This window comes from Streptomyces sparsogenes subsp. cuspidosporus, from assembly GCF_039532705.1.
Lineage (GTDB): Bacteria > Actinomycetota > Actinomycetes > Streptomycetales > Streptomycetaceae > Streptomyces > Streptomyces sparsogenes.
Map to the genome: position 1 here is coordinate 229,616 of NZ_BAAASD010000002.1, position 14,011 is coordinate 243,626.

At 70.6% G+C, this 14,011-nt stretch carries 12 protein-coding genes; 1 reads left to right on the forward strand and 11 read right to left on the reverse strand.

Annotated elements, in window-relative coordinates:
* Nucleotides 1-4: 4 nt before the first annotated feature.
* From ptlI to gap, 10 genes are all read right to left on the reverse strand, one after another.
* Nucleotides 5-1,399 (reverse strand): pentalenene oxygenase, encoded by a 1,395-nt coding sequence (gene ptlI / locus ABFY07_RS03560; protein ID WP_346173005.1) that lies wholly within the window; start codon nucleotides 1,397-1,399, stop codon nucleotides 5-7.
* Nucleotides 1,400-1,431: 32 nt separating this feature from the next.
* Nucleotides 1,432-2,445 (reverse strand): pentalenene synthase, encoded by a 1,014-nt coding sequence (ptlA, locus tag ABFY07_RS03565; RefSeq protein ID WP_346173006.1) that lies wholly within the window; start codon nucleotides 2,443-2,445, stop codon nucleotides 1,432-1,434.
* A gap of 218 nt (nucleotides 2,446-2,663) precedes the next feature.
* On the reverse strand, nucleotides 2,664-3,713 hold the full coding sequence (locus tag ABFY07_RS03570) for a polyprenyl synthetase family protein (protein ID WP_346173007.1): 1,050 nt from the start codon (nucleotides 3,711-3,713) through the stop codon (nucleotides 2,664-2,666).
* Nucleotides 3,714-3,831: 118 nt separating this feature from the next.
* Complete coding sequence (gene ptlD, locus ABFY07_RS03575) at nucleotides 3,832-4,731, reverse strand: neopentalenolactone/pentalenolactone F synthase (protein WP_346173008.1); 900 nt, start codon at nucleotides 4,729-4,731, stop codon at nucleotides 3,832-3,834.
* A gap of 34 nt (nucleotides 4,732-4,765) precedes the next feature.
* Entirely contained in the window at nucleotides 4,766-6,580 is a 1,815-nt protein-coding gene (ptlE, locus tag ABFY07_RS03580) for a neopentalenolactone/pentalenolactone D synthase (protein ID WP_346173009.1), read from the reverse strand.
* Entirely contained in the window at nucleotides 6,538-7,338 is an 801-nt protein-coding gene (gene ptlF / locus ABFY07_RS03585) for a 1-deoxy-11-beta-hydroxypentalenate dehydrogenase (protein WP_346173010.1), read from the reverse strand. The genes ptlE and ptlF overlap by 43 nt, the downstream gene beginning before the upstream one ends.
* 126 nt (nucleotides 7,339-7,464) lie before the next feature.
* Entirely contained in the window at nucleotides 7,465-8,919 is a 1,455-nt protein-coding gene (locus ABFY07_RS03590) for an MFS transporter (protein WP_346173011.1), read from the reverse strand.
* Between the two features lie 58 nt (nucleotides 8,920-8,977).
* On the reverse strand, nucleotides 8,978-9,829 hold the full coding sequence (ptlH, locus tag ABFY07_RS03595; protein WP_346173012.1) for a 1-deoxypentalenic acid 11-beta-hydroxylase: 852 nt from the start codon (nucleotides 9,827-9,829) through the stop codon (nucleotides 8,978-8,980).
* A gap of 153 nt (nucleotides 9,830-9,982) precedes the next feature.
* A complete protein-coding gene (gene penM / locus ABFY07_RS03600) occupies nucleotides 9,983-11,179 on the reverse strand; it encodes a pentalenolactone synthase (protein ID WP_346173013.1) in 1,197 nt (398 codons plus the stop codon).
* 374 nt (nucleotides 11,180-11,553) lie between these two features.
* Nucleotides 11,554-12,558 (reverse strand): type I glyceraldehyde-3-phosphate dehydrogenase, encoded by a 1,005-nt coding sequence (gene gap / locus ABFY07_RS03605; RefSeq protein ID WP_346173014.1) that lies wholly within the window; start codon nucleotides 12,556-12,558, stop codon nucleotides 11,554-11,556.
* 142 nt (nucleotides 12,559-12,700) lie between these two features.
* On the opposite strand from gap, the gene ABFY07_RS03610 reads away from it, so the two are divergent.
* Nucleotides 12,701-13,162, forward strand: a complete 462-nt coding sequence (locus ABFY07_RS03610; RefSeq protein ID WP_245738470.1) for a MarR family winged helix-turn-helix transcriptional regulator — start codon at nucleotides 12,701-12,703, stop codon at nucleotides 13,160-13,162.
* Between the two features lie 43 nt (nucleotides 13,163-13,205).
* Here the strand turns inward: ABFY07_RS03610 and ABFY07_RS03615 are convergent, their stop codons facing one another.
* Nucleotides 13,206-13,943, reverse strand: a complete 738-nt coding sequence (locus ABFY07_RS03615) for a phosphotransferase family protein (protein ID WP_346173015.1) — start codon at nucleotides 13,941-13,943, stop codon at nucleotides 13,206-13,208.
* Between the last annotated feature and the right edge of the window lie 68 nt (nucleotides 13,944-14,011).

The following is a 14,011-nucleotide window of genomic DNA, read 5'->3' on the forward strand; positions in this document are numbered from 1 at the left end:
GGACTCACGTCGCGTCGCCCCCGGCCGGTGCGGGAACGGCGGAGGTCGTCCGGTGCGGAGTGCGGGCGTCGAGCCTCAGGCGGAGGCGGCGGGGGTGGTAGACGGTGGCCAGCGGGACCGGACGGATGTCCATGCCGGGCTCGCAGGTGACCCGCCAGCGGCCGAGGATGGTGGCGAGCCCGAGGGTGGCCTCGGTGCGTGCGTAGAGGTCGCCGATGCACTTGCGGGCACCGGTGCCGAACGGTACGTAGGCGTGGCGGGCGGCCGGGGCGATGCGGTCCGGGAGCCAGCGGTCGGGGTCGAACTTCTTGGGGTGGTCGAAGGCGTCCTCGTACTGGGAGACCGCGGCGGGACTGAAGACGACGGTGGAGCCGGTGGGCAGGCGGCGGCCCGCGAGTTCGGTGGGGGAGGAGGTGAGGCGGGTGAACAGCCAGGCCGGCGGGTGGAGTCGGAGCGTCTCGGAGATGATCCGGTCGGTCAGGGAGAGGTTCGGCAGGTCGTCCCACCGCGGGGCGCGGCCGTCGAGGACGGTGTCGATCTCGTCGTAGAGCGCGGCCTCGATCTCCGGGTGCTGGGAGAGGAGGTAGAAGACCCAGGTGAGGGTCCCGGCGACGGTCTCGGTGCCGGCCGCCATGACGGTGATGACCTGGTCGTGGATCTCCTTGTCGCCGAGTCGGCCGCCGTCGTCGTCGCGGGAGGCGAGCAGGGCGGCGAGCAGGTCGTCGTGCTCGGTGTCGGAGCCGCGGTAGTCGTCGATGAGCCGCTGGGTGGTCCGGTGGAGGAAGGCCAGGTTGCTCCGGTAGCGGCGCTGGGACGGCAGGGGCAGCCGGCGGATCGAGGCCGGAAGGAACATCTGCCGGAACAGGCCGTTGAGCACGACGTCGAAGGAACGTTCCACCTTCGCCGCCAGCTCGGGGCTGACGGGGGTGGAGTACAGGGTGCGGCCGACCGTGCGCAGGGCCATGCCGTACATCTCCTGGAAGGCGTCCACAACCATGCCGTCCTGCCAGCGCGACGCCGTGGCCTCGATCTCGGCGTGCATGGCCTCGGCGTACCGCTTGAGTTGGCCGCGGGTGAACGCCGACTGCATCAGCCGGCGCTGGCGGCGGTGGTCGGCGAACGGGCAGGTGACCAGGCCGTTGCCGGCGATGTCACGGGCGCGGTCGTAGAAGACGCCGCCCTTGTCGAAGATGCGGTCGTTGGTCAGGACGTGCCGCAGCAGTTCGGGGTGGGTCGGGACATAGGCCCTGGTAGGGCCGATCTTGATCTCGACCAGGTCGCCGTGGGCCGACAGCGAGGTCATGAAGTTCACGGGGTGACGCATCATCTGGAGGGCGTGTCCCACGACGGGGAGCGCCCCGGGCGCCGCTCCCGCCGAGAAGGTGGTCTGCTCGGTCATTCGATCCTCAACTTCCCGTCGTGTGTGTGCTGCTAGTGGGCGGTGCTGCCGAGCTCCTCCAGGTAGCCCTGGACCCCGGCGGCGACCGCGAACTCGGCGTCGTAGCGGCCCGAGGAGCGGTGCCAGTCGTAGGAACCGCGGATCACGGTCCGCACGGCGTCGTTGCGGTAGCGCTCCAGGGCCTCGCGCTCGGCCTCGTCGAGCCGGTAGATGTCGCCGACCTGCGGCAGGCACGACTCCAGCAGGAGGTACTGCTCCAGGCGGGCGCGCACCTCGCCCTGGATGTGGGCGACGCTGCGGTCGTCGGACCAGCCGTGCTCCCGGCGCAGGATCATGACCATGTTGTTCTGCTCGCCGCGGGCCTCTTCCTTCTCCAGCGAGGCGATGTCGTTGAGCAGCAGATTGACGTCGACGGCGATCTGGAGCATCGCGGAGAGCACGGCGCTGTCGAAGACCCGGTGCGGCACCTCGAAGCGGCCCGCGCGCTCGGCGAGGTCGACCGTCGGCTGCACCCCGATGGTCTGCCGGCGCACGGCCAGGTACTCGGCCGCGGAGTTGTACGGCGTGTCCCAGAAGCGGCTCTCCGCCTCGTCGACGTAGCCGTCGAAGTACCTGCGCCAGTGCCGGGCGCTGCGCGCGCACCAGGCGGGTGTCATGCCCTCGCTGGTGCGCCGCCAGATGTCGGCGAAGCCGTGGGCGATGGGGGGCGCGGTGTCGGGGAGGGGGCCGTCCAGCGCCGCCGCGACCGCGTCGGTGAGCTGCTTGGTCTCCTCCGGGTTCTCGCCGCGCGGCCCGTCGAAGAGGTCGTCGAAGAGGAAGAACCACGACATCAGGTCGACGCCCAGGTCCAGGTCGGCGCCGGTGGCGTGCGGGTAGAAGCGGGAGGCCAGGTCGGCGTAGCCGCCACGCAGATGACGCTTCGCCGCCGCCTCGGACTTGATCAGCCCGAGCGACCGCGGCCAGATCAGCTGCTCGGCGTCGGCACGCGCGTGATCCGGGCTCTGCCGGCCCGGCAGGGGTATGTGGAAGTCGACGTCCTGGGGCATGGGGGAATCCTCGGGAGTGGGTTGCGGAGGCGCAGCGGGCATGGTGGTGCCCTGGTGGGGGCGCTGCGCTGAGCGGAGTCAGAAGCCGGAAGACGGCAGGCAGGAGGCAGGAGGCAGGAGGAGGCAGGACTCAGGTGTCGGGGGTCGGGGGTCGGAGTCGGGGGTCGGGGGGGGCGGGGGTCGGAAGGGGGGGTAGGGGGACGGGGGCCGGCCCGGTCTCAGACCTCGCGGTCGACGACGAATCGCCCGAGCGCGACGAGTTCGTCCCGCGCGCCGGCGTCCAGCTCGACACCGCGCAGCGCGTCCTCGGCCAGCGCCAACCGCCGGGCGGCCTCGGTCAGCGCCCAGTCCCGGCCGCCGGCGCCCTCGATCAGGCCGGCCACGCGCCGCAGTTCCGCCTCGCCGGGTTCGCCGGGTTCACCAGGTTTCCCGGGTCCGCCGGGTCCGCCCGGGGCCGCGAACCAGGCGGCCAGTTCGACGCTGAGCGGGCCTTCCTGGTTCAGCGCGTAGCTCACAGGCAGGGACTTCTTGCGGGAGCGCAGATCCGAGTGGACCGGCTTGCCGGTGACGGCCGGGTCGCCCCAGATGCCGAGAACGTCGTCGACGAGCTGGAAGGCGAGGCCGACCTGGTCGCCGTAGAGCGCCAGCGCGTCCACCGTCGCCTCCGGCGCCCCGGCGAGGACGGCGCCGATCGCGGCGCTCGCCGACAGCAGCGCGCCGGTCTTGCCGGCGGCCATGTCGACGCACTCCTCGACCGTGACGTGCGAGCGCTGTTCGAAGGACAGGTCCTGGACCTGGCCGCGGATCAGGTGCCGGGTGGTGCGGGCCAGCAGCCGGGCGGCGGGTGCCGCCGTCGGCAGACCGGTGTCCAGCAGCACCTCCTGGGCGAGCGCCAGCATCGCGTCACCGGTCAGGATGGCGCTGGAGGAACCCCACAGCTTCCACACCGTGCGCCGGTGGCGGCGCTCCTCGTCGCCGTCCATCAGATCGTCGTGCACCAGGGAGAAGTTGTGCACGAGCTCCACGGCGACGGCGCCGGGCAGGGCGACCTCCGGCGGCGCTCCGACCGCCTCGGCCGACAGCAGCGCGAGCGCCGGCCGTACGGCTTTGCCGGCGTCGGCGCTGGTCGGCGCGCCGCCGGCGGTGATCCAGCCGAAGTGGTAGGCCGCCTGGTGACGTGAGCGGTGGTCGAGCCGGTCGACGGCGGCGCGCAGCGCCGGGGTGATCGTGACCCGGCCGTGGCCGAGGCAGGCGGGAGCCGTGCTCATGCCCTTCCCTCCCGCTCAGTCTTGGCGCGCTCCGACGCGCGGGCTTCCCTCGTCACTGCTCGCTCCTCCGTCGCTGCGCGGCTCCTCAGTCCAGCCCGCGCAGCGCGCCAAGACTCGCTCATGCGGCGACCTCCGCGCGCCAAGGGGCCGTCGGGTCGTCGAAGATGCTGACGACCTGGCGCATGATGCGCCGTTCGGCCGGGTCGAAGGCCTGCTTGGCGTGGATGGTGCCGAGCTGGTCCCACACGACGATGTCCCCGGGCTGCCAGGTGTGGGCGTAGGTGTACTGCGGCTTGCCCGCGTGCGACAGCAGTTCGTCGAGCAACGTGCGGCTGTCGTCGGGGGCGAGGTCCACGATCCGCTTGGTGTTCAGGGCGCTGACGTAGACCGACTGCCGGCCGGTGCGCGGATTGCGGGCGATCAGCGGGTGGACGGTGGAGGTGCCGTCCTCGGGCTGGATCCGTGCGGTGCCCTCGCCGAGGGACACCTCGCCCTGGAGCTCCTCCTCGATGGTCTCCTCGTACCCGGTGCGCAGGGCGTGGCGGACCCGGTAGGAGTGCAGGCGCCGGCGCTCTTCGGGCGACAGCGACTCGTACAGGGCGTACATGTCGGTGAAGAGGGTCTCCCCGCCGCCGGAGGACGGCACTTCCATGGCCTCCAGGAAGCCGACCTGGGAGACGCGGGGGCGGAAGGAGTAGTCGGTGTGCCAGCCCATCCACTCGGCGTCGCCGACGCCGATCTTGCGGCCGTCCTCCACCAGGTTGGAGACGATCAGGATCTCGTTGTGGTCGGGGTGGGCGCCGTTGGTCAGGCCGGTCTTCGGGATGTGCCCGAAGCGGCGTCCGAAGGCCAGGAACTCCTGGAAGGAGGGGGTCTCGTGGCCACGGAAGACGAGTACGAGATGTGCGTCGAGGGCCGCCCAGATCTCCTCCAGCTGGGCCTTGTCCATGGCGCCGGTGACTTGGGCGCCGTGCACGACGGCGCCGAGAGCGGCGCCGGGGATCGGCGTTACGTCCATGGGCGTTGCCGCCTTTCGCGAAGCGGTGGGGTGGTCAGCGCAGTTCGAGCCCGGCGAGGTCGCCCGCCTCGCGCCACCTCCTGAGGATGTTCACGAACTCCACCGAGCCGCCGCCGTAGCTGGAGTTGCGCAGGGGCAGCCCGCCCGGGTCGCCCTCGTTGTTGTAGAGGCCGGGTGTGCAGTTCTCCAGGAAGTCGAGGTCGTTGGCGGCGAGCCGGAGGATCTCATCGACCCATTCCTTCTCGCCGGCCTCGGAGGCCTCCACGACCCGGTGGCCGCGCTCCTCGACACACTTGACGATGTGCGCGAGGTGCCGGGTCTGCTCACCCAGCATGTAGGGGATGTTGACGTGCCGGCCGGCCTGGATCTTGGACAGGATGAAGCAGTTGGGGAAGCCGTTCACCTGGAGTCCGTGCAGGGTGTGCGCCCCGTCCGCCCACTTCTCCGACAGCTTCACGCCGTCGCGGCCGACGATGTCGTAGCCGGCGCGGTCGGTGTACGGGACGGAGAACTCGTGCTCGTAGCCGGTGGCGAAGATCAGGCAGTCGACCGGGTACTCCCGGCCGTTCGCGACCACCCCGGCCGGGGTGAGCCGCTCCACGCCCCGCCCCTGGGTGTCGACCAGGGTCACATTGGGCCGGTTGAAGGTCTGGAGGTAGCTGTCGTGGAAGCAGGGCCGCTTGCAGTACACGCGGTAGTACGGCTTGAGGGCGGCGGCGGTCGCGGGGTCGGTGACGACGCTGTCGATACGGGCGCGCAACTCCTCCATCTTGAGGAAGTCCGCCCGCTCGGCCGCCAGCGCCCGCTCCTTCGGGTCGCCCCCGGTGTCGCCGGTGGGCAGGATCGCGGCGGCCAGCTTGGCCGTGGTCTGGGTCCAGCGGTCCTGGACCAGGTCCTCGTCCTGCGGGATTCCGGAGGTCAGCGCGTGGAAGTTCTCCATCCGGCGCTGCTGCCAGCCCGGTTCGAGACTGGCCGCCCAGTCGGGCGGGGTGGGCCGGTTGCCGCGGACGTCGACCGTGGGCGGGGTGCGCTGGAAGACGACGAGCTGCTCGGCCCACTCGGCGAGGTGGGGGGCGAGCTGGACGGTGGTCGAGCCGGTGCCGATGACGCCGACCCTCTTGTCCCTCAGCTTGGTCAGCCCGCCGGTGCTGTCGCCGCCGGTGTAGTCGAAGTCCCAGCGGCTGGAGTGGAAGGAGTGCCCGGCGAACGTCTCCAGGCCCGGCAGCCGGGGGAGTTTGGGGCGGTGCATCAGACCGATCGACATGGCCACGTACCGGGCCCGGATCAGATCCCCGCGGTCGGTGCTCACCAGCCACGTCCCGGCGGCCTCGTCCCAGCGCAGCTCGGTGACGGCGGTCTGGAAGAGGGCGTCGCGGTAGAGGTCGTACGTGTGGGCGATCTTCTGGAGGTGGGCGAAGATCTCGGGCCCGGTGGCGTACTTCTCGGTGGGTATCGTGCCGGTCTCTTCGAGCAGCGGCATGTAGATGTAGCTCTCGACGTCGCACCGGACGCCGGGGAAGCGGTTCCAGTACCAGGTGCCGCCGACGTCACCGGCCTCGTCGATCAGCCGGATGCGCTCCAGGCCGGTCTCCTTGCGCAGCTGGGCGCCGGTCAGCAGGCCGCCGATGCCGGCGCCGACGACGGCGACGTCCACCTCGTCGGTGAGCGGCTCACGCTCCCGCCGCTCGGTGTAGGGGTCCCGCGCGTAGCGGCTGAAGTCACCGCGCGCGAACTGGTAAGTCCGACCGACTCCGCGCTTGTCGCGTTCCCGCCGGTACTTCTCCCTCACCGCTTCCAGGTCGATGGTCAGTGGTTCTTCGCCACGGTCGTCGCTTGCGGAGCGGGCCACAACTCCTCCTCGGGGGAAGGGGGCGGAAGGGAAACATGACGCCATACGTCGTCGAACTGATCGCGCAGCCGCAGCGGGGCGTCGGAGTTGCTGAAGAGATAGAAGCGATCGGAGCCGAGGGCCTCCCAGACGAGTCCGGCGACGTCCTCGGCGCTCACCGTGGTGTCGCCGCCCGCGCCGCGCGGGGCCGTCAGGCCCTGGACCATGGGGGTGTCGACCCGGCCGGGGCACAGCACCGACACCCGGACCCCGGTGCCGCGCAGATCGGCGCGCAGACTGCGGGCGACCGCGAGGTCGGCGTGTTTGGAGGCGGCGTAGGCGGCGCTGCCGGCGCCGACGACGAAGGCGGACATCGAGGCGGTGTGGATCAGATGGGCGGGCCGGCCGCGCTCCAGCAGCCGGGGGACGAAGGCGCGGGCCACCAGGACGTGCGCCCAGTGGTTCACCTCGAAGACCTGCCGCATCCGCTCCAGCGGCACCTCCCACAGGGGCTGTCCCACGGGGCCGAGGACCCCGGCGTTGTTGCACACCACGTCGATGTCGCCGAGCAGGTCGAACGCCGTGTCCGCGAGCCGCCCGACGGCGTCCGGGTCCGTCAGGTCGGCGGTCACCGCGGTGACCTCGGCGCCCTGGGCGGTGAGTTCGGCGGCCCGGTGGTGCAGCGCGTCGCCTTCGATGTCCGCCATGACCACGCCGGCGCCGGCCCGTGCGAAGCGGGCGCTGAGGGCGAGGCCGATGCCGCCGGCCGCGCCGGTCACCACGGCTGTCCTTGTCCGTAACTGCACTTGGCTGTCTCCGCTTCTGCGCGCGGGTACGCCGAAGGACGGCGCGCCGTCGCCGACGAGAAGGTCTGGATCAGGTCGCGCCGTACGGGGGCGCGGGTGTCAGCTGGGGTCGGGGAGCTTCAGACTGATCACGAGAACGGTCACCGAGAAACACGCCAGCAGGGCGAGAACGAGCACGGCCGCCGACACCGTCGACAGCCAGCTCTCCATGGAGAGGTAGAAGGTACCGCCGACGGTCGTGCCCAGCGCGGTCGCCATCTGCTGGCTGGTCACCAGCACACCGCTGCCCATGCCGGCCTGCGCGGGGGGCACGTCGGCGAGGATCGTCCGGAACAGCGTCGGGCCGATCAGCGCCGCGCCCGCGCCGAAGAAGCCGATCCCGACGAGCACCAGCACCAGGGAGGGATGCGGCCAGCCCAGCCGGATCACCAGCGCCAGCAGCAGCAGGCCCGCGCTCTGGACGAGGGCGCCCAGGGTGATGATCCGGGCGCCCAGGGCCGCCGCGATCCTCGGGGTGAACAGCGTCACCGCGAAGAACGCCGCGGCGAACGGCGTCAGCACCCCGCCGGAGGCGAGCCCGCCGAAGCCGAAGTGACCCTGCGCGATCAGCGCGTAGACGAACAGGAAGGCGCCGAAACCGGCCGAGAACGGCACCAGCGCCGCCAGCCCTCTGCGCATCCCCGGATGGGACAGCACCGACGGGGACAGCAGCGGTGAGCCACCCCGCGCCTCCAGCCCGCGCTCGGCCCGCACCAGCGCCACCGCCCCCACCGCGGCGACCGCGAGCAGCGACCACAGCCACAGCGGCCAGCCCAGGTCGGGGCCCGCCACCACCAGGGCCAGGACACAGACCATGGTGACGCCGAACAGCGCGGTGCCCACCGGGTCGAAGCCCGGCTTCGCGTCGGCCCTGGTCGCGGGGACGCGCCGGACGGCCAGCAGCGCGGCCACGCCGATCGGCACATTGATCGCGAAGACCGACCGCCAGCCGATCCCGGCGATGTCCAGCGAGACCAGCAGCCCGCCCATGATCTGCCCGATGACCATGCCGAGGGCCGCGGTCGCACCGTACATGCCGATCGCACGGGCGCGCGCCTGGCCCGCGGTGGCCGCCTGGATCGTCGCCAGCACCTGCGGTACGAGCATGGCGGCGCCGGCGCCCTGCAACAGCCGGGCGGCGACGAGGAACTCGATGGTCGGGGCGAGTCCGCACAGCGCCGAGGTGACGGTGAACGCCGCGAGCCCGTACGCGTACAGGCGCCGTCTGCCGAAGGCATCGCCCAGCCGCCCGCCCAGCACCAGGCCGAGGGCGTAGGTGAGGCCGTAGCCGGACACCACCAGCTCCAGTGCGGCGGGGCCGCCCCGGAGGTCGTCACTGATCGAGGTCAGTGCCACATTGACGATGGAGGCGTCCACGATGGACAGGGCGTATCCGGTGAGCACCACCACCAGGGCGATGCCACTGAGCCCCGCGGCGGCCGGTTCCGTGCCGGCCGAGGGCTCCGGGGTCGCGTTGGGCCCCTTCAGAGGGGGGAGGCCCTCGCGTTTCGTCATGCGCTCCTACCCTGGCGTGTGTGGGGGGACGGTCGGTGCGGGTGCGGAGGCACCACCGTCACTCGGTCGTGGTGGGGGTGCCGGTGATCTTCGACATTATTCCCTTGGAGGGGTCCTTCGCGGACTCCGGCCAGGGGGTCAGGGCGTTGAACCCGCGGTGCGAGGAGGCGGGCTGGACGCGGGTGTCCATCGACATCCGCATGCCGGCCGGGTCCACCGAGACGTTCGGGATGGACTTGTGGCACATGAAGGCGTGGAAGAGGATCACGTCTCCCGGCTCCATGGGGGAGAACAGCAGTTGCTCGTCCGCGCCGAACTCCTCCGCCGGGATACCGCGCACGGGGTGGCCGAAGCGGCGGAAGTTCTCCGTGACGACGTGCTCGCGCGGGCCCTTCTTGTGGCTGCCGTCGGCGAGGGCCACGCCGCCTATGCCGCGGGACGTCGGGAGCAGCGGCACCCAGGCGGTGCGGAAGTCCTTGTTCGGGCCGATGTAGAAGCCGTCCTGGTGCAGCGGCGTCAGGAAGCTCGGCTCCGGGCGACCCGCGGCGGAGGGGTAGTAGCGGATCGTCGTCGACTTGAAGACGAAGACGGGCTCGCCGAAGACCTTCTCCCAGACCTTGTGGGTCGAGGGGTGGTTCCACAGGTCGTCGTACTTGACGTGGTCGTGCATCGCCACCTCGTCGACCGCCTCGAAGGACTCGATGGTGAGGGTGTCGAGCGTGGTGCCGGGGGCGGCGTGGCCGAGTGCGATCAGGCCCTCGAGCATCTGCTCGGCGGCGGTCCGCACGAGTTCGCGGTCCAGGGCGCCGCGCAGATAGAGGTAGCCGTGCTCGTCGTAGAACCGGTCGAGGGCCTCGCGGTCGTCGAGAAGAGGCGTGCAGTCGACGTAGTCGCTGAACGTGTCCGTCATGGTTCCTGGTCCTCCTGACGTCTGTGCGTGGGGGAAGGAGCGGCAAACATCCGGGCGGGCGGACGGCTTCGAAGGTGCCGGGTGTGACGACGAACGGGGGACGGCTGTGTTTGCGCTCGTGATGCCGTATTGCGATGCGGTATTGCGATGCGGTCAGAAGGTGACGGGGATTTCGTCGAACCCGCCGGTGATCCGGTGCTCCTGCCAGCGCAGCGACTCCTCGGGTACCGCGAGCCGCAGGTCGGGCAGTCTGCGGAACAGCCGCTCGAACACCGCGGTCAGTTCGATCCGGGCCAGCGTGCGGCCGATGCAGTGCCGGACGCCGTGTCCGAACGACAGGTGCGACTTGGGCTTGTGCCGGGCCAGGTCGAACAGGTCGCCGTCGGGGAAGGCCCGGCCGTCGTAGTTGGCCGCGCCGATGGCCAGCATCACCGCGTCTCCGGTCCGGATCTTCGTATCGCCGACGGTGATGTCGCTGTGCGCGTAGCGGGGGATGATCGCGTTGGATCCCTTGCCGCCGACGCCCAGGCGCAGGATCTCCTCGACCGCGGCCGGCGCGAGTTCGGGTTTCTCGGCCAGCAGGGCGCGCTGGGCCGGATTGTGCAGCAGCAGCAGGGTGCCCAGGTCGATGCGCACAATGGTGGTCTCGTAGCCGAACAACAGCACGGCGTTGCCCAAGTGGGCGATCTCCGCGTCGGACAGTGCGCCGTCTTTATGGGCGATCAGCTCGGACAGAAGGTCGTCGCCGGGCTCGGTTCGCTTGCGCGCCACCAGTTCCGTTATGTAGTCGACAACCTGCTGAAAGGTGTTGGCCGAGTGCTGGTTGTCGCTCTGGTCGAATGTTCCTCTCGCCCACTGTCCGAACCGCTCCCGGTCGGCCAACGGCACGCCGAGCAGATCGCAGATCACCATGGTCGGCAAGGGAAACGACAGCGCGCGGTGCAGGTCGGTCGGCGGAGTGCCGGCGGCCATCTGGTCGAGCAGCTCGTCCACATGCTGCTCGATCCGGGTCTTCATCAGGCGCATCCGGCGCGTGGAGAACCGGGGCACGAGCAGCGTGCGCATCCGCGCATGCCTGGCGGCCTCGGTGTCGTGGTCGTCCCCGTACATCAGCGCGACCATGAAACGCCTGGCCGCGCTCTTGGCCGACTGCTCCGGGTGGGGATTGCTGAGCCCGAGTCGACGGTCGGCGAGCAGCGTTCTCACCTCGTCGTAGCGGGTGACCAGCCAGGCATCCTCACCGGCGGTCCGCACCCTGGTGATCGGCCCCTCCCGCTGCAGTGCGAGCATCTCGGGAGCGATGCCGAGCACGGACGGGTTATCGAACGGTAACCTCGGGAGTTCGTCCATGTGGTCATGATCATATGTTCAGGGTTTTTATGTCAATAAGTTTGAGTCGGAAATTCGGCGATCGAATCGACGGGGGTTGACTGTTACGGTCGGCACATGTGCGATCGATGTTTGGAGAAATGCCGGTGCCGTTTCCTTGACATCGGGGAGAAATGACAGGACATCGGCTCCCGGGGGATCGCGCGGTGACCCCCTTGGTTAAGAGGTTGTATTCCTCTGTGTTCCATCCCGGAATTGCTGCTGAATGCCCGCTCGTCCAATGTTGGAGAATTGCGCCGGGCCGCCGCGGGCACGCCGCGGCGGCAGGCGCCCGTCCGGCGGGCGGCTGCCTTCCCGGCGAGTCGGCGAGTCGGCGAGGAGAGGTCGCGGAAGAGTCAGAGCGAGGCCCCGACCAGCTTGGCGAGGTCGAGGAGGCGGTTGGAGTAACCCCACTCGTTGTCGTACCAGCCGACGACCTTGACCTGCCCTTCGGAGACGCGGGTGAGCCCGGCGTCGAACACGCAGGAGGCCGGGTCATTGACGATGTCGCTGCTGACGATGGGCGCCTCGGTGTACGCGAGGAGGCCCTGGTAGGCACCGGCCGCGGCTGCCTGGTACGCCTCCTTCACCTCCTGGACACTGGTACGGCGGCTGGGGGTGACCGTCAGGTCGGTGATGGAGCCGGTGGGCACGGGCACCCGCAGGGCGAAGGCGTCCAGGCGGCCGTCCAGCTCCGGCAGCACCAGGCCGATGGCCTTGGCCGCGCCGCTGGAGGTCGGCACGATGTTGAGGCCCGCGGCGCGGGCGCGGCGCAGATCCTTGTGCGGCGCGTCCAGGAGGTTCTGGTCCTGGGTGTAGGCGTGGACGGTGGTCATCATGCCGGACTCGATGCCCACGGCGTCGTGCAGCACCTTCGCCAGCACCGCGAGACAGTTGGTGGTGCACGAGGCGTTGGAGATGATCGTGTGGCGCTCCGGGTCGTAGATGCCCTCGTTCACCCCGAGCACGATCGTGACGTCCTCGCCGCTGGCCGGAGCGGCGATGATGACCTTCTTCGCGCCGCCCTCGACGTGTGCGCGCGCTTTGGCCGCGGCGGTGAAGATGCCGGTGGACTCGATCACCACATCCACCCCGAGGTCGCCCCAGGGCAGGGCGCCGGGGTCGCGCTCGGCAAGGACCTTGATCGTCTTGTCGCCGACCCGGATCGCGCCGGGCTCGGCGGTGATCTCGGCGGGGAACCGGCCCAGCACCGAGTCGTAGGCGAGCAGGTGGGCCATCGTGGTGACGTCACCGAGGTCGTTGACGGCGACGATCTCGAGGTCCGTGCCCTGTGCGGCCGCCGCGCGGAAGACGTTGCGGCCGATCCGCCCGAATCCGTTGATGCCGACGCGCGTGGTCATAGATGCATTCCTCACTCTGCGCTACTGACGTGGGTGGACGCGCCATTGCGCCATGGAGGTCTGGTGCAGCCCGCGCACTGCCGCGAGGCGCTGACCACCGATGCATCAACGAGCTTATATAAGTGCGCGATACTTTTCCAGGGTGACTCCTCCTCAGACGAACAGCTCCCGGGACCACGTGGATGTGGGCGCCCTGATCACCACGATCGAGAACTTCAACCGCTTCTACATTCGCCTGCCCGCGCTGCGGAAGCTGTCGTTCACGACTCTGTCCGTGCTGGACACCCTGACCTCCCGCGGCCCGACACGGCTCACCGAGCTCGCCAGGACCGAGCAGATCAGCCAGCCGGGAATCACCCAGCTGGTCACGCGCCTCGAGCAGGACGGGCTCGTGGAACGCCGCCCCGACCCGACGGACGGCCGCGCCACCCTCGTCCACATCACCGAGGCCGGCCGAGAGGTCGGCACCTCCCGTCTCGAAGACCGGACCCGCCGTCTGCTTCCGCTCGTCGCCCGGTTGACGCCCGAGGAACAGCAGGCGATCACCGCGGCGCTGCCCGCACTCTCACGCCTCGCGGAACTCGGCCACCGAGCGCGGCCGTAGCCGTCGCGTAGTCACCGATCGTGCGAGCAGGGCACGCCGGGCCTCACAGCCGGGAGCGCAGCACGTCGACCTCACACCCCGGCGCGGACGGGTCGAAGCCGTGCTCGACCAGCCAGCGAACCGCCAGCAGGCTGCGCAACGACCACCACCCGCGGATCACGTCGAGGTCGACGTCGGCGCCATAGCCGGCGACGACGTCGCCGAGGCGCTCCTCGTGCCCGAGCGTCAGGATGGCGAGGTCGAACAGGGCATCACCCCGGCCCGCCTCGGACCAGTCGATGATGCCACTGACCTCGTCGCCGTCGACGAACACGTGGCTGATCTGCAGGTCGCCGTGCGTGAACACCGGAGTCCACGGTCGGAGCGCGGCCTCGGCGACCTGGCGGTTGCGGGTGACCAGGTCGGCGGGCAGGACGCCGTTCGTCACGAGCCACTCGCACTCGCCGTCGAGTTCCGCCGCCAACTCCTCGAGGCCCCGGCCGGGCCAGGGCGGCAACGGCGCGTCGTGCAGCTTCCGGATGGCGGCGCCCGCCGCGGCCCACGCCGCGGGCGACGCGGTCGACGGCCGGCCGAGGCGGCCGAGCGCCGCCCCCGGGACCGCGGCGAGCGCGAGCACGGGCGGCTTGCGCCACAGGACCTCCGGGATCGGGACCGGCGCCAGGGCCATCGCCTCGACCTCGACATCGATGCGCGCCTGATCGGCGTCCACCTTCAGGAACACATCGCCGACGCGCAGGGTCGCGCGCTCGGAGTGGGCGACGACGACCTCGACCTCATCCATGGCGACCAGTATCCCGGGACGCCCGCCGGCGTCGCGATCGAATATCGACGTCGAACATCGAGGTCGAC